The organism is Tessaracoccus bendigoensis DSM 12906, from assembly GCF_900141915.1.
Taxonomy (GTDB): Bacteria; Actinomycetota; Actinomycetes; order Propionibacteriales; family Propionibacteriaceae; genus Arachnia; species Arachnia bendigoensis.
Genome location: NZ_FQZG01000019.1, coordinates 18,152 through 36,302 on the forward strand (window position 1 = coordinate 18,152; position 18,151 = coordinate 36,302).

Consider the following 18,151-nt stretch of genomic DNA (forward strand, 5'->3'; position numbering starts at 1 on the left):
GCCAGGTCCCCCTGTGAGGAACCTGTGAACCCCAACATGGTTATAACGTCCGAGGGAACCGAAACGTTCCCGCCCGTCCGTCAGGCGGAGAATCCCAGGTTCTCCAGCAACTCGGCGAAGCGCTCGGCGACACCTTCGTGGACGCGTCCAAGTGGAGAGCGGCAGGGCCCCACGTCGAAGCCCCTCAGCGTGAGGGTCGCCTTGACCATCATGGCCCCCTGGGTCGCGAACACGCCCTTGAATGCGGGCAGGACGTGCCGGTTTGCCATGATCGCCTCCTCGGTACGACCCGCGAGGAAGTGTTCGACGATGTCGCGCACCGCCAGACCGGTGAAGTGTGTCGACGTACCGACGACCCCTACCCCTCCGACCGACAGCAGCGGCAGCAGCATCGCGTCGTCGCCCGCATAGTAGGCCAGTTCGGAGTTCGCCATCACGATCGAAGACGAGGCCACGTCTCCCTTTGCGTCCTTCACGGCACGGATGTTGGGGTGTGCCGACAGCGCGATGAGCATCTCCTCCGGGATGGCCGTACCCGTGCGGTGCGGAATGTCGTAGAGCATGACGGGAAGGTCGGTGGAGTCGGCCACCTCCACGAAGTGCGCCTCAAGTGAGTCCAGTGGGGGCCGGGAATAGTACGGCGTGACGACCAGCAGCCCGTCCACCCCGACCGACGCCGCTTGTCGGGCCAGCTCGACCGTGTGCCTGGTGGAGAAGGTTCCAACGCCCGCAACGATGCTGGCGCGGTCACCGACCGCGGTGACGACCGCGTCGAGCAGAGCCCGCTTCTCTTCATCGGTGGTGGTCGGGGACTCGCCCGTTGTGCCGTTCACGACCAAACCGTCGTGACCCAGATCGTCGACCAGGTGCGCGGCCAGGCGGGCGGCCTGCGCGTAGTCGACTCCTGAACCGTCGGGCGTCATTGGCGTAATCATGGCCGAGAGCACCCGTCCGAACACGGGCGACATATCGTCGTCGTTCATGCCCGACATCTTAGGTCAAGTCGGGGTTGGCGCTAGCCACATCTGGTGCGTGTACCGGATGTCCGCATCGGGTGCAGGTCGCCCGATCCGGTGCGCCGCAGCGAGGACATGATCGATCAGCGGTTCCTTGAGTAGGCTGGCCCATGTGAGTAACCCAGACCATTCCCCGAACGCGGCAACCCTGTCCTTCGCAGACGACTACGTCGCCCCCTCCCCCAATGTGGCAGAGGCCCGTGACGAAGCCACCGTAAACACCCTCATCCCGATCTCAAAAGGGGTGGCCGCCACTCTGAAGATGCTGACCCGTGCCATCGGCGCGAAGGCCGTCGTCGAGGTCGGCACCCTGATGGGCGCATCCGGCCTCACCTTCCTCGAAGGGATGGGCGGCGAAGGCGTACTGACCTCGATCGATGCCGAAGCGGACAATCAGATCGCGGCGAGGGAGCTGTTCCGACGCAGCGGCTTCACCTCATCCCGGTTCCGGTTGATCGCCGGCGCCCCGATCGAGATCATGCCGAAGCTGCGCGACGGCGCCTACGACATCGTCTTCATCAACGGCGACAAGCTCGAATACGTCGAATACGTTGCCAGCGCGCTTCGCCTGTTGCGCCACGGCGGCCTGCTGGTCGTCAATGACGTGCTCTGGCACAACCGGGTGGCCGATCCCGACGACGAGTCGGACGAGGCGATCATCATCCGGGAGGCCCTTGAGGCAATCAACTCCAGCGAGTCCTACACCCAGGCGCTGCTTCCCGTCGGTGACGGGATGCTGGTAGCCGTAAAGGACTGACGACGAGGGAGGACACTCCCCCCGGCTGCCCCGACCCGTGGGGATCGGGGCGCCGAAGGTTGCGGCATCAGTCCCGCGGGACGGTTACGCCCTTCCCGACCGTGACGATGCCACCGTCGGAGACGCTCAACCCCCGAGCCCGGTCGTGTTCGTGGTCTACGCCGATCTGGACACCGTCCGGAACAATGACGTTCTTGTCGAGGATCGCCCGCCGCACCACCGCGTCGCGGCCGATCGACACGTTGTCCATCAACACCGAATCGGAGACCTGCGCCCACTTCTCGACCCGGACATTCGGGCTCAGCACCGTCCGGTCGACCTCTCCGCCCGAGATGATGCATCCCGCCGTGACGATCGAATCCTCCGCGCGGCCACGCATCACGAACTTCGCACCGGGCGCCTGCACCTGGTCGGTGTAGATGGGCCAGTCCTTGTTGTACAGGTTGAACTCGGGTTCGACGCTGACGAGGTCCATGTGTGCCTCGTGGAACGCGTCGATGGTGCCCACGTCACGCCAGTAGTTGATGTCCTTCTCGGTGGCGCCCGGCACCCGGTTGTCCTTGAAGTCGTAGACCTGCGACTCGCCCTGCTCCGTGAACCACGGGATGATGTCCCCGCCCATGTCATGGCGTGCCGTCGGGTCGCTCGCGTCGGCACGCAGCGCCTCCAGGAGCGCGGCGCTGCTGAAGATGTAGTTACCCATGGATGCAAACGATTCGTCGGGGGAATCGGGCAGCCCCGGAGGGTCCGCAGGCTTCTCGAGGAAGCTCTTGATCCGGTGGTCGACCGCGGCGTCGATGATGCCGAACGCCGACGCTTCACTGCGCGGCACCCGGATCCCGGCGACGGTGGCCCCCAGACCGGAATCGATGTGGGCGTCCAGCATCTGGTCGATGTCCATGCGGTAGATGTTGTCCGCTCCGAACACGACGATGTAGTCGGGCTTCGCATCGATGATGAGATTCAGGCTCTGGTAGATCGCGTCGGCGCTTCCCTGGTACCACCTCGGCCCCAGGCGCTGCTGCGCCGGGACAGGAGCGACGTAGTTGCCGAGCATCGTCGAGAACCGCCACGTCTTTGAGATGTGCCGGTCGAGCGAATGCGACTTGTACTGGGTAAGGACCGCGATCTGACGAAGATTCGAGTTGGCCAGGTTGGATAACACGAAGTCGATCAGGCGGAAGGTGCCACCGAACGGCACCGCGGGCTTCGCCCGGTCCGCCGTAAGGGGCATCAGACGTTTACCCTCGCCACCGGCGAGGACGATGGATAGAATCTCGGGACGCTCGACCATAACCCGAACCTATTGCCTTTCGGGCTCGCGCATCAAGCAAATCCACGATTTCCCGGCACAACAACCGACCTTATTGTGCAACGATGCCGATATGACGATGAAACTGGCCCTCCTGACCCGCGAGTACCCACCGTCGATCTACGGTGGGGCAGGTGTCCATGTGGCACAACTCGTTCCCCAACTACGCAAGTTGATCGATGTCGAGGTGCACTGCATGGGTGAGGCGCGAGAAGGCGCCACCGCCCACGCCGAGGACTTCCCGCCCGGGGCCAACGCGGCGCTGCGGGTGCTCGGCGCGGACCTTTCGATGGCTGCCTCAGTCGGCAGTGATGTCGACATCGTCCATTCCCACACCTGGTACGCCAACATGGGTGGCCTGCTGGCCTCCCTGATGCTGGACGTGCCACACGTGGTCACCTCCCACTCTCTGGAACCGCACCGTCCCTGGAAGGCCGAACAGTTGGCTGGCGGGTACCGGGTGTCCTCCTGGGCGGAGAAGACCGCCTATGAGGCCGCTGACGCGGTGATCTCGGTCAGCGACGGGATGCGCCGCGACGTGCTGGCGAGCTATCCCGATCTGGACCCCGCCAAGGTGCACGTCGTCCGCAACGGGATCGACACCGAGGAGTTCCGCCCCGACCCGGGAACCGATGTGCTCCGTGGGCTGGGAGTCGACCTCGATCGCCCGTCGGTCGTGTTCGTCGGCCGGATCACGCGTCAGAAGGGCCTGGTTCACCTCGTGCGGGCCGCCAAGGACTTCGACCCGGACACACAGGTCGTGCTCCTCGCCGGGGCGCCAGACACCCCTGAGATCGCCGCCGAGTTCCAGGAGGCGTTCGCCGAGTTGGAGGCTCAGCGGAGTGCCCCGGTGATCTGGGTTCAGGAAATGCTGCCAAGGGCGTCGGTCCGGCAGGTCATGACCCAGGCGACGGTGTTCGCCTGCCCCTCGATCTACGAACCGCTCGGCATCGTGAACCTTGAGGCGATGGCCTGCGAGACACCCGTCGTCGCCAGCGCCGTCGGCGGGATCCCCGAGGTCGTCGTCGATGGTGAGACCGGATTCCTGGTCGCCTACGATCCCGCCCGGGCCGACGATCCGCAGTTCATCGCCGGCTTCGAGGCAGGGTTCGCCGAGAGAGTAAACGAGGTCACCCGCGACCCGGGATTGGCTCGCCGCTTCGGCCTCGCGGGCAGGCAGCGCTGCATCGACGAGTTCTCGTGGGAGAAGATCGCCCGGGAGACCGTAGCGGTCTACGAGGCCGCGATCGCGGCGCACGCGGCCCGCTGAGGGGGCTCTGGAGACGACTATGGGGCGGCCCTTGCAAGGGCCGCCCCATAGGGCTCAACAGATCCGAGCGGTCAGCCGACGACCTCGTTGAGCGCGTTGAGCAGGTCCGTGGCCTCGGTGGCGTTCATCTCGACGACCAGGCGACCCCCTCCGTCGACTGGAACGCGCATCACGATTCCGCGGCCCTCCTTTGTGACCTCCATCGGACCGTCACCCGTGCGGGGCTTCATCGCTGCCATCTGCCACCCTCAATCTTGATATCGCCGAACTGCGGTTGGCATCTATTATTGCCCATCGAGCCAACCACGACCTCTCCGGGCGGCGATTGGCTCGGTAAAACCGGGCCGTCAGAGGTCGTCCCCAGTCTCCGGATCGGCGTCTGAGACCACCGGTGGGGTTTCCTCCCGGGCAGATACCCGCTCGAGGATCTCGTCGACGACGGCCATGTTGTAGCCCCCGCGCACCACCGGGAATCTGACATCCCTGGAGGGCGGGGCCGTGCCCGCGACGACTGCGGCCAGGTGCTCGTCCACCCCGTCGGGCGCGTAACCGTTGAGTCTGGTCGGGATGATCAGACCCGCCAGGAAGGCCTCGTCCACCGCACCCTCGGGGACACGTCCCCTCGGGTCGTCAGTCACCGCCTCATCCGGCATCTCTCCCAGTCTCCCGGTCGCGGCATACGCCGCGATCCCGATGATGACGACGCCGACGGCCACGATCGCGATCCACATGGTTCAAACAGTATCGAACTGGCCGGGGATACCCATCGCCGCGACCGCCTCCTCGATGTCGTCGGTGATCGTGACGAGATCGAGGTCGGCCTCCCCGACGTAGCCGCTGCCCTGGGTCGAGGACCGCAGCCAGTCCACCAGCCCCGTCCAGTAGTCGCGGCCGAACAACACCACCGGGAAGTGCGTGACCTTCCCCGTCTGGATCAGAGTGAGTGCCTCGAACAACTCGTCGAGGGTGCCGAAACCTCCCGGCATCGTGATGAAACCCTGGCTGTACTTCAGGAACATCAGCTTACGGACGAAGAAGTAGCGGAAGTTGATCCCGATGGAGATGAAGTCGTTCATCCCCTGCTCATGCGGCAGTTCGATGCCGAGCCCAACGGAACAGCCATCCACTTCGAAGGCACCCTTGTTGCCCGCCTCCATGATGCCCGGCCCTCCACCGGTGATGACGGCGAAACCGCGATCGCCCAGGGAGCGGCCGATCTGCTCGGCTGCCTGATACATCGGGTCTTCCCGGCCGATTCTGGCCGAGCCGAAGATGGAGACGGCCGGGCTCAACTTGTGCAGAGCGTCGAATCCTTCTACGAACTCCGCTTGGATGCGCAGCACACGCCATGGATCGTGGTGGCTCCACTGGTCCGGTTCGCGCCGCTGGAGCAGGTTCTGGTCGGCCATCGGCTGGGCCTGTTCCCGGCCCCCGAGGACGACGGATCCCTGCGTCCGCTTCGGTGCTGGCATGTCGGATTCCTAACTCTGTTGGAAGAACCGGCGCAGCCCACCGGCACAGGTCTCAAGGTCTGCGACCGGGCAGAACTCGTCCGCCCGGTGGGCGTAACTCGGGTCGCCTGGCCCGAAGTTGACGGCGGGGACACCGAGTTCGCTGAATCTCGCGACGTCGGTCCAACCGTACTTGGGCCCTGCCCCCACCCCGACCGACGCGACGAACTCCCTCGCCAGGCTACGGTCCAGCCCGGGCCGGGCCGCTGGGGAGACGTCTGTGACCACCATCTCGAACCCATCGAACCAGTGGGCCAATCGGGCCAGCGCCTGCTCCGACGTCTTGTCGGGCGCGAAGCGGTAGTTGACGGTGAGCGTCGCCGAGGGCGGGATCATGTTGGTCGCCACTCCGCCGCTGACGCCGACCGCGTTCAGCCCCTCACGGAAGACGAGCCCCTCGACCTCAATCTCCTCCGAGGTGTAGCGGGCCAGCACGTCGAGCGCCGGCGCCAGATCGTGGATCGCGTTGTGCCCCATCCAGGCTCTCGCACTGTGTGCCGCTGTGCCCGAGGCGTGGAGCTCAACGCGGATCGTGCCCTGGCAACCACCCTCGATCCGGGCGGAGGTCGGCTCCATCAGGATCGCGAAGTCCGCCACGATCAACCCGGGGCGGTTGCGGGCGAGGCGACCCAACCCGTTGCGAGCCGCCTCAACCTCTTCATGGTCGTAGAAGATCCATGTGATGTCGCGGCTGGGGGCGGTCAGTTCCTCGGCCAGCGTCAACATCACGGCGACACCACCCTTCATGTCGCAGGCCCCCCGCCCCCAGACGACATCACCCTCGGGACGCGACACGAGACGCGACGGCAGATTGTCCAGCACCGGAACCGTGTCGAGGTGCCCGGCGATCACCACCCGTTCCGCGCGCCCCAGCCCGGTGCGGGCGACGATGCAGTCACCATCCCGGGTGAGGCTGAGGTGTGGCAATGCCGACAACCGGGCCTCGACGAGGTCCGCCAGGGCCTGTTCATTGCCGGACACCGATTCGATGTCGATGATCTCCTGCAGAAGATCCGCCAAGGCATTACTCATGCCCGTGAGCCTATCGGCCGACCTCAGGTCAGGCGCGTCATCTCCACGGACACATACATCTGGGAGCCAGCCGAGCCGGTGTAGATTCCCTTGAGCGGCGGCACGTCCGAGTAGTCACGCCCGAAGCCGACCTCGACGTGCGTGCCGCTCGGCACCGATTCGCTGGTCGGGTCGAACGCCAGCCACTCACCGTCGAAGTACTGCAGCCAGGCGTGCGACTCACCAACGAGCACCTCCCCGATGGGTGGCGTGGCGCGCTGGACCACGTAGCCGGAGACGTAGCGTGCCGGGATGCCCATCTCCCTGAGCCCACCGAGACACAGGTGGGCGATGTCCTGGCAGACGCCCGCCCCCTTGCCCCACACCTCGGATGCCTGCGTATGCACCTGTGTGACCCCCGGCAGGTAGCTGACGGTGCCCCTCAGCCGCCGGGTCAGCTCGGCGACGGCCTCCCTGGGGTTGGCGGACGAGCGGCGGACCTGATCGGCGATCCTGGCGACGTCCCGGTGTGGTCGCACGTAGTCCGTCTGGCTCAACAGTTCCCCGTACCGGTCCTGCAACGCGGGGTCGGCCAGGCCGTCCCAACCGATCGGATCGACTTGGTTGGTCATCTCATGGATGTCGACCGTCGAGGTGGCGACCACCTTCAGCTCGGAATGGCGTTCGTGTACCTCGAACGCGACCGCCGAGGTGCCCCAGTAGTCGCGGTAGTTGTAGGTCCAGGCGACCGGGCTGATGTCCAGGCGGCTCGACAACACGAGTTGACGCCGAGACGTCGACGGTGTCATCCGCGCCTCGTTGAACGAATCGGTGACGCCGCCGTCATAGCGGTAACCGGTGGTGTGCACGATGCGGTACTGGCTCACCACTCACCTCCAACCCACTCCGCCGCTGCGGAGCCCTCGAAGAATCGCACCGAGATGGCCTGTGTGGCCTCGGAACAGACCAACTGGAGTTTCGCCATCTCGCGTGGGAGATCACGCAGGATCTCGTCGGGAGGAAGATATTCCAGGGTGGCGCGGGCCGACCCGAGCAGGCGGAGCGCCGCGTCGTCGGGTCTGATCCGCAGGTTGCTCGGGCCGAGTTGGCCGAGTGCCAGGACCGCGGAGTTCAGCGTGTAGATCAGGCTGCGGGGAAACAGCCGGTCCAGGAGCAGGAACTCGGCGGCGTCCCGGTCGGAGGCGAGCGCGCCATAGCGCTGCACGAAGGCGTGGTGCGCGCCGCAGCCGCTGAGCACGTGGCCCCAGGCCCGCGGCGAGTTGCCCGCAACCGAGGGCGTCGACAAGAGTCGGGCGGTCATGTCGATTCGTTCGATGCTGCGTCCAAGGGTCAGGAACAGCCAGCCTTCGTCGTGGCTCATGGTCCCGTCGGCCAAGCCCGCGATGACGGCGCAGCGCTCGCGGACGAACTTGAACATCGACGCCGGCCGCATGCGCGACAGTCGGCCTCCACGGACCGCGAGCCAGGTGGTGTTGATCGACTCCCAGACCTCCGTCGACACCGTCTCGCGTGCCCTCCTGGCGGCCTCCCGCGCATGTCCGAGGGCCGACAGGAAACTGATAGGAGAGGTCTCGTCGTAGCAGAGCCGCGCCAGCACATCCGGTTTGTCCTCGGCCGGCAATCCCATGAGCAGCAGCAGGTCGTTTGCCGCCTGCACCTCGTCCAACGTCGGGTCGTCGAGGCTCTGATGCAGGTGGACCTCAACGATGCGGCAGGTGTCCTCGGCCCGCTCCAGGTAGCGGCCGATCCAGAAGAGTGCGTCCGCGATCCGGCTCAACATGGCGCCTCCCCAGGCCGGGCCTGCTGTTGCTGCTCGTGTTGATGCCGGATGACCCGGTCGATGATCTGGTTACTCAGCGGCACCGACGACGGGCGTTGCGGGGCCTGCACCTGCGATGGGTGGTGCAGCGCGCGGGAATCGGCCATCACCCACGTGTCCTTGGAGCCGCCGCCCTGCGAGGAGTTCACGATCAGTTCACCCTCCGGCAGCGCGACCCTCGTCAGGCCACCCGGCAGCACGAAGATGCCCTCGGCTCCGCCGTTGACGATGAACGGTCGTAGATCGACGTGTCTTGGGCGCAGGTGGCCGTCGATCATCGTCGGAACGGTCGACAGCTGGATGACCGGCTGGGCGATCCAGCCGCGGGCGTCCTTCAGGATCTGGCGCCGGAGCTTTTCGAGCTCCTCCTCGCTCGCCCTCGGGCCGATCACGATGCCCTTGCCGCCCGACCCGTCGACCGGTTTGACGACGAGTTCGTGCAGCCGGTCGAGCACCTCCTCGCGAGCTGTCGGCTCCTCAAGCCGCCAGGTGTCGACCTGTGCCAGGATCGGCTCCTCGCCCAGGTAGAAGCGCATCAGAGCCGGGAGATAGGTGTAGACGAGCTTGTCGTCGGCCACGCCGTTGCCGACTGCGTTGGCGATCGTGACATTGCCGGTCCTGGCCGCGTTGATCAGCCCGGCGCAGCCGAGCAGGGAGTCTGCCCTGAACACTGCAGGATCCAGAAACTCGTCGTCGATGCGACGGTAGACCACATGGACGGGACGCAACCCCCTGGTGGTGCGCAGCGAGACCCGCCCACCGTGCGCGACCAGGTCGCGCCCCTCGACCAGTTCGACGCCCATCATGCGGGCCAGCAGCGCGTGTTCGAAGTAGGCGGAGTTGTACACTCCAGGCGTCAACACCACGACGGTCGGATCCCCGACCCCCGACGGCGCCGCCGCCCGCAACGCCTTCAACAGCTCGGACGGATAATCCTCCACGCCCCTGATCCGGTGCTTCCCAGCAACCTCGGGGAGAGCGGAGTTGATCGCACGCCGGTTGGTCATCACGTAACTGACCCCTGAGGGGCTGCGGACGTTGTCTTCCAACACCCGGTGGACGCCATCGTCGCCCCGGATGAGATCGATGCCCGCGACGTGGATCCGCACCCCGTTGGCGGTGGTGAGCCCGGCCACGACCCGGTGGAAATGTGGCGAAGACGCAACCACGTGCCTGGGGATCACCCCCTCCCTGAAGCACCTGCCCTCGGTGTAGATGTCATCGAGGAACGCTTCCATCGCCCGGACCCGCTGCCGGCTGCCGGCCTCGATGTGCGCGAACTCGTCGGCCTGCATGACGCGGGGCACGATGTCGATCGGGAAGGGGCGTTCCTCTCCCCCGATGTCGAAGGTGACGCCCTGATCCAGGTAGGCGGATCTGAGATATTCGGCGCGGGCCCGGATCTCATCCAGCCCGAGCCGGTCGAGCTCATCGGCGACCGAGCGCAACGCCGGCCGCACGCCGCGTTCACCAACCATCTCGTCGTAAGCGGCCTGCCCACGCGGATACCCGTCAAACAACTCGTTCATGGCGCTGTGGCCTCACTCATCGATTCCTGGTCGGACCTTTGGGAGTGGTCCGTGCAACTCACCTTCCCAGTTGCGCATTGCGTACAGGTTACGAGTCGGATACGACAGACCGGTTCCCGGCAGTTCCTGAGACCGGAGGCGGCCGCGCCACAGCTGTGGCAGGTCCCGATCGGCGTGGCCCCGGCGGGCACGACCACCTCGCGGGCGTCGAACACGGTGAGCGCCCCCCGCCATCTCGACCGGCTGCCGAAGCGTTCGAGGTAACGCGCGATCCCACCATCGAGTTGGTACACCTCACCGAAGCCGCGTTGCCGCATGAGGACACTGAGTACCTCGCACCGCACCCCGCCAGTGCAGTACGTGACGACCGGTCGCGACCTGAGATCGTCGTATCTGCCGGAGTCCAGTTCGGCGATGAAGTCGTGGGTGTTGTCGACCTCCGGCACAACCGCACCGTCGAACCGCCCGACGGTCGCCTCGATGCGGTTTCGACCGTCGAACAACACGACGTCTTCACGATCGGCGACAAGCGCGTCCAACTCCTCCGGTGTCAGCCGCGCGCCGCCACCGATCACGCCGTCACCGTCGACGGCCAGCTCCGGCACACCGAACGCAACCAACTCGGGGCGGGTTTTGACGCTCAGCCGGGGAAAGTCGAGCGATCTGCCTGCAGCGTCGAGCCCGGTGCCGTCAGACCATGAGGCGTCGACATCGTGCAGCGGGCCATAGCGACGGATCGCTTTGAGATAGTCCTTGCAGGCTGCGACATCGCCGCCCAAAGTGGCGTTGATCCCGTGAGGTGCAACGATGACCCGCCCACGCAGGCCGAGGCGGCTGCAGAGTTCGAGTTGCCAGGCACGCACGGCCTCAGGATCGGCCAGCGGCACGAACTTGTAGAACAGCAGGATCTTCGCCACAGCCATGCCGGGCAGTCTAGGGAACCAGGCACGGCGTCGGGACACGTTGATGGAATCGACCGCCGCGAAAGGGACCCGGAGGGTTGCTCGGCACCGACGATCCGGATGAGGATGCGCTCCAGCCTCACGCCACCCGTCGGCACGAGACCCTAGACTGGACGCCATGACCAACGAGACCCGCACCGCCTGGGCCTGGGGCCTGGCAAGCGTGCACGCCACCGGAGCCGTCCTCGACACCTGGTACCCCGAACCGCACCTCGGCAGCGACTGCACCGACGAGCCGCCGTCGATGCTCGTGGAGGCCCAGCATGTGGACGAGATCCGTCAGGTGGAGACGAAGACGGTCAGGGTCCACATCGATCTGGACGCAGGGCCCGAATCGGTTGAAGATGCCTACCTCCGCCTGCACCTGCTGAGCACACGCCTGGTGCGACCCCACGGCCAGAACCTCGACGGGGTCTTCGGCGTGCTCCCCAACAACGCGTGGACCACGGTCGGCCCCGTCCGGGTAGGCGACGTCAACCGCGTCCGCACCCTGCTGCGGGCACGGGGAGAGCAGCTGACGGTCTACGGCATCGACAAGTTCCCCCGGATGGTCGACTACCACGTGCCCTCGGGGGTCCGGATCGCCGATGCCGACAGGGTCCGCCTCGGTGCGCATCTGGCTGAAGGCACCACGGTGATGCACGAGGGGTTCGTGAACTTCAACGCAGGCACCCTCGGTGTCTCGATGGTCGAGGGCCGCATCTCGGCCGGCGTCGTCGTCGGCGACGGCACCGACGTGGGAGGCGGAGCCTCCATCATGGGTACGCTGTCCGGCGGCGGCCAGCACGTCATCTCGCTCGGTGAGCGGTGCCTCCTCGGCGCCAACTCCGGCATCGGGATCCCGCTAGGCGACGACTGTGTCGTCGAGGCGGGGTTGTACGTGACGGCCGGCACCAAAGTGAAGTTGGACGACGACACCATCGTCAAGGCCAGGGAACTGAGCGGCCAGAACGACCTGCTGTTCCTGCGCGACTCCCAGTCGGGCAGCGTCGTGGTGCGTCACCGGAGGGGGTCTCGCGTGTCCCTCAACTCCGAGTTGCACTCCAACTGATGCTTAGACGCCTCACCGTCGTCCTCGTCGTGGTGGCGTTGTTGGGTGTGCTGGGATACGGCGGTTGGCGCGCTTACCAGTGGGCCTATCAACGTTTCACCCCCGAGCAGTGCCAGGTGCTCATCCCGGAAGGGGAGCCGACGACCCTCTCGCAGGAGCAGGCGCGCAACGCCTCGATAATCGTGGCTTCGTCGGTCGAGTTGGGTCTCCCCGAGCAGGCGGCGGTGATCGCGATCGCCACGGCCTACCAGGAGTCGGGGCTGCGGAACCTCGACTACGGCGACCGTGACTCGCTCGGCCTCTTCCAACAGCGACCCTCGTACGGCTGGGGCACGCAGGAGGAGATCATGGACCCCTGGTACTCCTCTGAACGTTTCTACGAGGAGCTCGTGAAGTTCGATGACTGGGAAACCACCGACATCAACGACATCGCCCAGAAGGTGCAGCGCAGCGGGCACCCCGATGCATACCGCAAGCACGAAACGAACGCCCGGGCCGTCGCCGGGGCGCTGCGTGGCTCGGCTCCCGCGTCGCTGTCGTGCGTCAGCTTCGACGAGGCGCCGACGGCGGATGCGGCTGCCTTCGAGCGGGTTCTCGGCACCTTCGGTGACAGCATCGACACCTCCACCGAGGATGCGACGCTGACGCTCACCGCCGCCGACGAGACGACGCTGTGGGCCGCGGCCCAGCAGGTGGTCGCTAACAGCTACGACGGGGGGGTGACGAGCGTGGTCGTCGGATCACAAGAGTGGAGCCACACCGCGAAGGGATGGGGGGACACCGACACCCCTGCCCCGGAACTGACCGCAGTGATCACCCTCGGCGCGGCGGCCTGAGGGCGACCAGACCAACCATCACCGGCCCGGACCAGCCCGATCTGCTGCGAGCAGTCAGCCGATCAGGCGCGCGGCCGCCGAGGCGATCCGCTCGTCGGTCGCCGTCAGGGCCAGCCGCACATGTCTGCCGGCCACCGGTCCGTAGAAATCACCGGGGGCCGCGAGAATCCCGCGCCGCGCGAGCCACGAGATCGTCTCGCGGCAAGGCTCGTCGCGGGTCGCCCATAGGTACAGCGACCCCTCCGAGTCGTCGATGCGGAAACCGGCCGATTCCAGCGCGTGGCGAAGCACTGCCCGACGTGCGAGGTAGCGGTCCCGTTGCTGCTCCACGTGGTGCTGGTCCCCGAGCATGGCGACCATGGCAGCCTGGACCGGGGCGGGCACCATCATCCCGAGGTGTTTGCGCACCGCGACGAGTTCCTGCACGAGTGACGGGTCGCCCGCCACGAAGCCGGCGCGGTAGCCGGCCGCGTTCGACCGCTTCGACAGTGAGTGCAGCGCAAGCAGACCCGTGAGGTCGCCGTCGTTCACCCTCGGGTCCAGCACTGAATAGGGTTCGGCGTCCCAGGCGAACTCTCCGTAGCACTCGTCGCTGGCCAGCACCGCTCCCCTGCTCCGTGCGGCCGCGACGAACGCCCTCAGCTCGTCGAGGCTGAGGATGCGACCGCTCGGGTTGGCGGGCGAGTTGATCCAGATCAGGCTTGCGTCTCCCGGCATGGCGGCCGGATCGTCACACGCGCACGGCTTGGCACCGGCGGTGACCGCCCCGACCTCGTAGGTCGGGTAGGCACACTCTGGGAACACCACCGTGTCCCCGTGCCCCAGCCCGAGCAGCGTCGGCAGCCAGGCGACCAGTTCCTTGGTGCCGACTACCGGCAGCACGGACTCATCGGTCAGTTCGACCGAACTCCACCGGTCTTCGAGGTAGCCGATGATGGCCCCACGAAGTTGCGCCGTGCCCCAAACCGTCGGATAGCCATGGGCATCGCCCGCCGCCGCAAGCGCCTCGACCGCGAGCCGGGGCGTCGGGTCGACGGGGGTGCCGACCGAAAGGTCAACGATGCCGTCAGGATGCGCCGCGGCGGTGGCTTTCGCCTCGCTGAGCGTGTCCCACGGAAAATCGGGCAGGCGGGAGCTCAGCCGCATCTCACTCGCCCTGAGGCGGCAGAGCCTCTACGAGCGGGTGGTCCTTGTCGATGACGCCGAGCTTGGCGGCACCGCCCGGGGAGCCGATATCGTCGAAGAACTGCACGTTGACGTCGTAGTATTCCGCCTGCTCCTCGGGCACGTCGTCCTCGTAGTAGATGGCCTCCACGGGGCAGACCGGCTCACAGGCGCCACAGTCAACGCATTCCTCCGGATGGATGTAGAGCATCCGGTTGCCCTCGTAGATGCAGTCCACGGGACACTCTTCGACGCAGGCCCGATCCTTCACGTCAACGCATGGCAGACCGATGATGTACGTCACTTTGATTCTCCTTGAGGGGTGATTGACCTTGGGTCAGCTTACCGCTTGCGGTCAGTCGCAGACGATCCGGTCACCGGCGTTGTACGTCCACGAATTCGGCTCTTCGCGAACGACTTCGCCGTCCAGGTAGAAGAGCCGCTTCCAGGTGGCGGTGAACCCCTGGATCGGCGCCTGCGGCTCGCAGGTCGGGTCACCGGTGATGGTGCGGGTGGTGCCGGAGTAGAAGCCGGACTTCACGATGTCGGTCGAGACGATCTTGTCGTAGGTCGGTTTGGACCAGATCTCGAACGTCAGCGACCCCTTGTTGCCTGACGATGACGGGTTGATGTAGCCGCGGATGATCGCCGGGAACTCGGTGTCGTTCTGGAAGCGCATGTCGAGCGAACCGTAGTAGATCGTCGACTCACGGCCCGCGGGGTACCGATCGAAGTACAGGCTGTGCGGCTTGTGTTCGATGTCCTTGAACCCGGCGAAGAACGCGGCATTGAACAGCGTGGTGGCGGCCTGAGAGATGCCCCCGCCCGATTCCTTCACCAACCTGCCACCGTTGATCACGTAGCCGTCGGTGAACCCGTTGGCCGCGGTGCGTTCCCCAAGCGCATCGTTGAGTGAGAAGATCTCGTCCGGCATCAGAACCGTGCCGTTTACGAGTTCGGAGGCGCGGCCGAGGTTCTTGTTGCGGTACGCGGCGTGGGGGTAGCTCGTGGTGAACGACCCGATCTTGGTGAACGTTCCGAGGCTCTCGGCCTGTTCGGTGGTGAACTCGGGCTCGCCCTTGACGACCTCGACGGGTGCGGTGCGCCCGTCGCCCGTCGCAGTGGCGGCCTTCTCCACCCCAGCGGCGAAGGAGTCCTTGTCAAGGGCCTCTCCAACGACAGCTGGGACCACTACGACCTCCGAACCGGAGAACGCGAAGCTGGCGTCCTTGGTCGGGGTCAGCTTCAGCGCCTTCTGCGCCTCGGCGGTCGACTCGAACAGTGCGTCGGCGTCGAGTCGGCCGACGAGGGCGCCGTCGACCTTCTCGAACGTGGCCGCCTCAGCCAGCTGCTCGGCGGTGATCTGCATCGAGGTGTCGTTGTGGGTCAGAGTCACGGGACCGCTGACGAGCGGCTCTGCGAATGTGCTGACGACCTCGTCGACCATCGCATCGGTCACATCGGGATCGGTTGAGTCAATGGTTGCTTCGGCCTCGACAGCTCCCTCTCTGAACGCGTCCGACACGGCCGTCGATGTTGCCTCAACGTTCAGCGCCTCCGCCTGCGCGGCCGGGGTACGCACCACTTTGCCCGCCTCGAACCCGACGGTGGCCGGGGTGCCGGGGACGGCGAACGTGGAGGCCTGCGCCACCACAGCGTCGTTGAGGGACGACTCGTCGACGTTTCGCACCAGGTCGACCGGCCCGCCGCCCAGGAGCGAGTGGACGATCAGGGCCGGGTTCCAGCTCGATCCGCCACCGGCGTCGGCAACGGTGGCATCGAAGTCGGCGGTCAGTCCGGACTGGGACGGGATGATGCTGACGGACCGGTCACCGGCACTGACGGTGATCGGCTCGTCGACCTTCGGCCCCAACTCGGACCGGAGCTTCTCGACCGCCTGGTCAGGGGCGAGCCCCCCGATCATGACGCCGTCGACCTCTGCCCTTGCGGGGACCTGCTCACCTGCCACGAAGTGTGCGGTGAGGTATGCCCCACCGAGAACGACGACGGTGCCACCGATCGCCGCGATTGCGATCCTGCTGCGCTTCTTCACTTGCCTCCCTCGTCGGCCGGCGGGCCGAAAACCTCTCCCATGCTACGGAATCCGTGGCGCCTACCCCAAAACACGTCCGTCAGGAAAGTGCCGATCAATGCCGTTCTCGGCGATCAGTGGTTCCCTAACCGAGGCTGATCCGCCAGGGCATCGTGAGCACCCCCGTCGTGCTGATCCCGAGGCGGGCCGCGAGGCTGACCAGCGTCGATTCGACACCTGGCAGGTTGGCGCCTCCCGCCGTCGATTCCGATGAGGTGGCGGGTTTCAGCAACGCGACGAAACCCGGGTCGCCGATGTGGGTCAGCTTCGCCCTGCGGGCTGGGAGCCCAGCCAGCACACACGCCCGCTCGACTGCGAGGTTCCTTCCGCCGATGTGGTCGATGAGGCCGCGCCCCAGCGCATCGGCCCCCGTCCAGACGCGGCCACGGGCGACGCGTTCGAGGTCCTCGAGGGGCATGTCCCGGTCGTGGGCCGCGAAGGTGGTGAAGTCGCGGTAGACCCGGTCGAGGAACCTGTTAAGGCGCTCCCAGTCGGAGTCGGTGAAACCGTGGGCGCTCGAGAAGGTGCCGGCGGCCGCGCCGATGGCGACGGTTTCCCGGATCAGGCCGAGTCTGTCGTAAAGGTCGGCTGTGACCATCTTTCCGCCGAGTACCCCGATCGAACCGGTGAGGGTGGATGCCTGCGCGACGATCTCGTTGCAGGGCATTGCGGCGTAGTAGCCGCCCGAGGCGGCCACGGTCTCCATGTGCGCGACGACGGGTTTGCCTGCCTCCCGAAGCCGCAACACCGAACGCCGGATGAAGTCCGAGGCGACCGCAGAGCCCCCTGGCGAGTCGATCGTCAGGACCACCGCCTTGACGTCGTCGTCCCTTCCTGCGGCACGAAGTTGTTCGTCGACAACATCGGCACCGGCCTGCTGCCCGCCACCCAACGATGAACCGCCACGGCCCGTGACGATGGCGCCACGTAACTGGACCACAGCGACCTTCGGCTGCCGGGGTCGGAACTTTCTGGCCAGTTCGGCCTTGTTGGAATAGCGGTGCGCGAACAGCAGCGCCTCCGTGTCGACGCCCCAGTCCTGCAGCACCGTCGAGTACGCCTGATCGCGGTAGCCGATGTGGTCGATCAGCCCCAGCTCCAACGCCCTCTCCGGGTCGATCGGTGCGGCGTTGACCGCTTCCCAGACCTGGACGGTCGTGAGTCGACGACGACGCGCGATGTCGGAGACGATCGAATCCACGATCGACTGCCCCAGCCGGGTCGTCATCTCGCGTTGGGGCTCGGTGACATGATCTGCCGCGTACGTATTCGCCGCGGTCTTGTACTCGTGTCGTTGGCCGAACTGCGGCTCGACGCCCACCTTGTCCAGGAGGCCCTTGAGCAGCGTCATGCTGAGCTCGATGCCCTCGACGCAGAGCATTCCGGTGGGTTGCAGCCAGATCTCCTGCGCAGCGGTGGCGAGATGGTAGGACCCGAGGCCTTGCATGAGTTCCCCGAACGACTCGGCCCATGCCATGGTCTTCTTCCTGGTCCCGAACTCCTCGACGAGGCCGGCGATCTCCTCGACGTGTGCCAGCGCCGTCCCGGACGCGGCGGCGTGCACGATCAGCCCGACGACACGGTCGTCGTCGGCCGCGACCCGGAGATGCTCTCGAAGGGCTGAGAGGCTGGGTGAGTTGATCAGTTGGATGGCCTGCAACGGGTTGGTCGGCCTGGCGGTGAGGACACCCCTTGCCATGTCGAGCTCAAGGACGATCGGCTTGTCCCCGGTGACCCTGCTCACAATGTCGCTGATTCCCATTGGCCCAGCTTACGGACCGGCCCAACCCCTGCCGCGGC

Annotated in this window: 18 protein-coding genes; 4 read left to right on the top strand and 14 right to left on the bottom strand. The window is 66.3% G+C overall.

What is annotated here, in order from left to right:
- Positions 1-80: 80 nt before the first annotated feature.
- Entirely contained in the window at positions 81-983 is a 903-nt protein-coding gene (gene dapA, locus BUC15_RS06525) for a 4-hydroxy-tetrahydrodipicolinate synthase (RefSeq protein ID WP_425443335.1), read from the bottom strand.
- A 145-nt stretch (positions 984-1,128) separates the two neighbouring features.
- Between dapA and BUC15_RS06530 the strand changes: the two genes are divergently transcribed.
- Complete coding sequence (locus BUC15_RS06530; RefSeq protein WP_073186732.1) at positions 1,129-1,773, top strand: O-methyltransferase; 645 nt, start codon at positions 1,129-1,131, stop codon at positions 1,771-1,773.
- Positions 1,774-1,840: 67 nt separating this feature from the next.
- Here BUC15_RS06530 and glgC read toward each other — a convergent pair whose 3' ends face one another.
- A complete protein-coding gene (gene glgC / locus BUC15_RS06535; RefSeq protein WP_073186733.1) occupies positions 1,841-3,067 on the bottom strand; it encodes a glucose-1-phosphate adenylyltransferase in 1,227 nt (408 codons plus the stop codon).
- Between the two features lie 97 nt (positions 3,068-3,164).
- Here glgC and glgA point away from each other — a divergent pair, with 97 nt between their 5' ends.
- Positions 3,165-4,355, top strand: coding sequence for a glycogen synthase (glgA, locus tag BUC15_RS06540; RefSeq protein ID WP_073186768.1), 1,191 nt, complete (start codon positions 3,165-3,167; stop codon positions 4,353-4,355).
- Positions 4,356-4,426: 71 nt separating this feature from the next.
- On the opposite strand, the gene BUC15_RS06545 is transcribed toward glgA, so the two are convergent.
- The 8 genes from BUC15_RS06545 to trhO all read right to left on the bottom strand — a co-directional run bounded on the left by BUC15_RS06545 (position 4,427) and on the right by trhO (position 11,169).
- Positions 4,427-4,594, bottom strand: a complete 168-nt coding sequence (locus tag BUC15_RS06545) for a DUF3117 domain-containing protein (protein WP_073186734.1) — start codon at positions 4,592-4,594, stop codon at positions 4,427-4,429.
- Between the two features lie 108 nt (positions 4,595-4,702).
- Positions 4,703-5,086: a hypothetical protein gene (locus tag BUC15_RS06550; RefSeq protein WP_073186735.1), complete on the bottom strand. Its 384-nt coding sequence runs from the start codon at positions 5,084-5,086 to the stop codon at positions 4,703-4,705.
- A 3-nt stretch (positions 5,087-5,089) separates the two neighbouring features.
- Positions 5,090-5,827, bottom strand: a complete 738-nt coding sequence (locus BUC15_RS06555; protein ID WP_073186736.1) for an LOG family protein — start codon at positions 5,825-5,827, stop codon at positions 5,090-5,092.
- Positions 5,828-5,836: 9 nt separating this feature from the next.
- Entirely contained in the window at positions 5,837-6,898 is a 1,062-nt protein-coding gene (gene dapE, locus BUC15_RS06560; RefSeq protein WP_073186737.1) for a succinyl-diaminopimelate desuccinylase, read from the bottom strand.
- Between the two features lie 23 nt (positions 6,899-6,921).
- Entirely contained in the window at positions 6,922-7,764 is an 843-nt protein-coding gene (locus BUC15_RS06565; RefSeq protein WP_073186738.1) for a transglutaminase family protein, read from the bottom strand.
- A complete protein-coding gene (locus tag BUC15_RS06570; RefSeq protein WP_073186739.1) occupies positions 7,761-8,678 on the bottom strand; it encodes an alpha-E domain-containing protein in 918 nt (305 codons plus the stop codon). The genes BUC15_RS06565 and BUC15_RS06570 overlap by 4 nt, the downstream gene beginning before the upstream one ends.
- A complete protein-coding gene (locus tag BUC15_RS06575) occupies positions 8,672-10,246 on the bottom strand; it encodes a circularly permuted type 2 ATP-grasp protein (RefSeq protein ID WP_073186740.1) in 1,575 nt (524 codons plus the stop codon). The genes BUC15_RS06570 and BUC15_RS06575 overlap by 7 nt, the downstream gene beginning before the upstream one ends.
- Positions 10,243-11,169 (bottom strand): oxygen-dependent tRNA uridine(34) hydroxylase TrhO, encoded by a 927-nt coding sequence (gene trhO, locus BUC15_RS06580; protein WP_073186741.1) that lies wholly within the window; start codon positions 11,167-11,169, stop codon positions 10,243-10,245. The genes BUC15_RS06575 and trhO overlap by 4 nt, the downstream gene beginning before the upstream one ends.
- Before the next feature lie 157 nt (positions 11,170-11,326).
- Here trhO and dapD point away from each other — a divergent pair, with 157 nt between their 5' ends.
- Together dapD and BUC15_RS06590 are read left to right on the top strand one after the other, a co-directional pair.
- On the top strand, positions 11,327-12,259 hold the full coding sequence (gene dapD / locus BUC15_RS06585) for a 2,3,4,5-tetrahydropyridine-2,6-dicarboxylate N-succinyltransferase (RefSeq protein WP_073186742.1): 933 nt from the start codon (positions 11,327-11,329) through the stop codon (positions 12,257-12,259).
- Positions 12,259-13,095, top strand: coding sequence for a hypothetical protein (locus BUC15_RS06590; protein ID WP_073186743.1), 837 nt, complete (start codon positions 12,259-12,261; stop codon positions 13,093-13,095). The genes dapD and BUC15_RS06590 overlap by 1 nt, the downstream gene beginning before the upstream one ends.
- Positions 13,096-13,149: 54 nt before the next feature.
- Here BUC15_RS06590 and dapC read toward each other — a convergent pair whose 3' ends face one another.
- The 4 genes from dapC to BUC15_RS06610 all read right to left on the bottom strand — a co-directional run bounded on the left by dapC (position 13,150) and on the right by BUC15_RS06610 (position 18,113).
- Complete coding sequence (gene dapC / locus BUC15_RS06595; protein ID WP_073186744.1) at positions 13,150-14,241, bottom strand: succinyldiaminopimelate transaminase; 1,092 nt, start codon at positions 14,239-14,241, stop codon at positions 13,150-13,152.
- Between the two features lies 1 nt (position 14,242).
- The gene (gene fdxA / locus BUC15_RS06600; protein ID WP_073186745.1) at positions 14,243-14,563 is read right to left on the bottom strand and encodes a ferredoxin; all 321 of its coding nucleotides are present in this window, start codon (positions 14,561-14,563) and stop codon (positions 14,243-14,245) included.
- Between the two features lie 51 nt (positions 14,564-14,614).
- Positions 14,615-16,312 carry a VanW family protein gene (locus BUC15_RS06605; protein ID WP_073186746.1) on the bottom strand — a complete coding sequence of 566 codons (1,698 nt, stop codon included), beginning with the start codon at positions 16,310-16,312 and terminating at the stop codon, positions 14,615-14,617.
- Positions 16,313-16,436: 124 nt separating this feature from the next.
- Positions 16,437-18,113 carry a S49 family peptidase gene (locus BUC15_RS06610; RefSeq protein ID WP_073186747.1) on the bottom strand — a complete coding sequence of 559 codons (1,677 nt, stop codon included), beginning with the start codon at positions 18,111-18,113 and terminating at the stop codon, positions 16,437-16,439.
- Positions 18,114-18,151 lie beyond the last annotated feature (38 nt).

Bases quoted from the DNA above. Each gene is read 5' to 3' on its own strand.
- BUC15_RS06550 (WP_073186735.1), bottom strand. From the start codon at position 5,086: ATGTGGATCGCGATCGTGGCCGTCGGCGTCGTCATCATCGGGATCGCG.
- dapD (WP_073186742.1), top strand. From the start codon at position 11,327: ATGACCAACGAGACCCGCACCGCCTGGGCCTGGGGCCTGGCAAGCGTG.
- trhO (WP_073186741.1), bottom strand. From the start codon at position 11,169: ATGGCTGTGGCGAAGATCCTGCTGTTCTACAAGTTCGTGCCGCTGGCC.
- glgA (WP_073186768.1), top strand. From the start codon at position 3,165: ATGAAACTGGCCCTCCTGACCCGCGAGTACCCACCGTCGATCTACGGT.
- dapE (WP_073186737.1), bottom strand. From the start codon at position 6,898: ATGAGTAATGCCTTGGCGGATCTTCTGCAGGAGATCATCGACATCGAA.
- BUC15_RS06570 (WP_073186739.1), bottom strand. From the start codon at position 8,678: ATGTTGAGCCGGATCGCGGACGCACTCTTCTGGATCGGCCGCTACCTG.
- dapC (WP_073186744.1), bottom strand. From the start codon at position 14,241: ATGCGGCTGAGCTCCCGCCTGCCCGATTTTCCGTGGGACACGCTCAGC.
- BUC15_RS06575 (WP_073186740.1), bottom strand. From the start codon at position 10,246: ATGAACGAGTTGTTTGACGGGTATCCGCGTGGGCAGGCCGCTTACGAC.
- dapA (WP_425443335.1), bottom strand. From the start codon at position 983: ATGAACGACGACGATATGTCGCCCGTGTTCGGACGGGTGCTCTCGGCC.
- BUC15_RS06545 (WP_073186734.1), bottom strand. From the start codon at position 4,594: ATGGCAGCGATGAAGCCCCGCACGGGTGACGGTCCGATGGAGGTCACA.
- BUC15_RS06610 (WP_073186747.1), bottom strand. From the start codon at position 18,113: ATGGGAATCAGCGACATTGTGAGCAGGGTCACCGGGGACAAGCCGATC.
- BUC15_RS06590 (WP_073186743.1), top strand. From the start codon at position 12,259: ATGCTTAGACGCCTCACCGTCGTCCTCGTCGTGGTGGCGTTGTTGGGT.
- BUC15_RS06555 (WP_073186736.1), bottom strand. From the start codon at position 5,827: ATGCCAGCACCGAAGCGGACGCAGGGATCCGTCGTCCTCGGGGGCCGG.
- glgC (WP_073186733.1), bottom strand. From the start codon at position 3,067: ATGGTCGAGCGTCCCGAGATTCTATCCATCGTCCTCGCCGGTGGCGAG.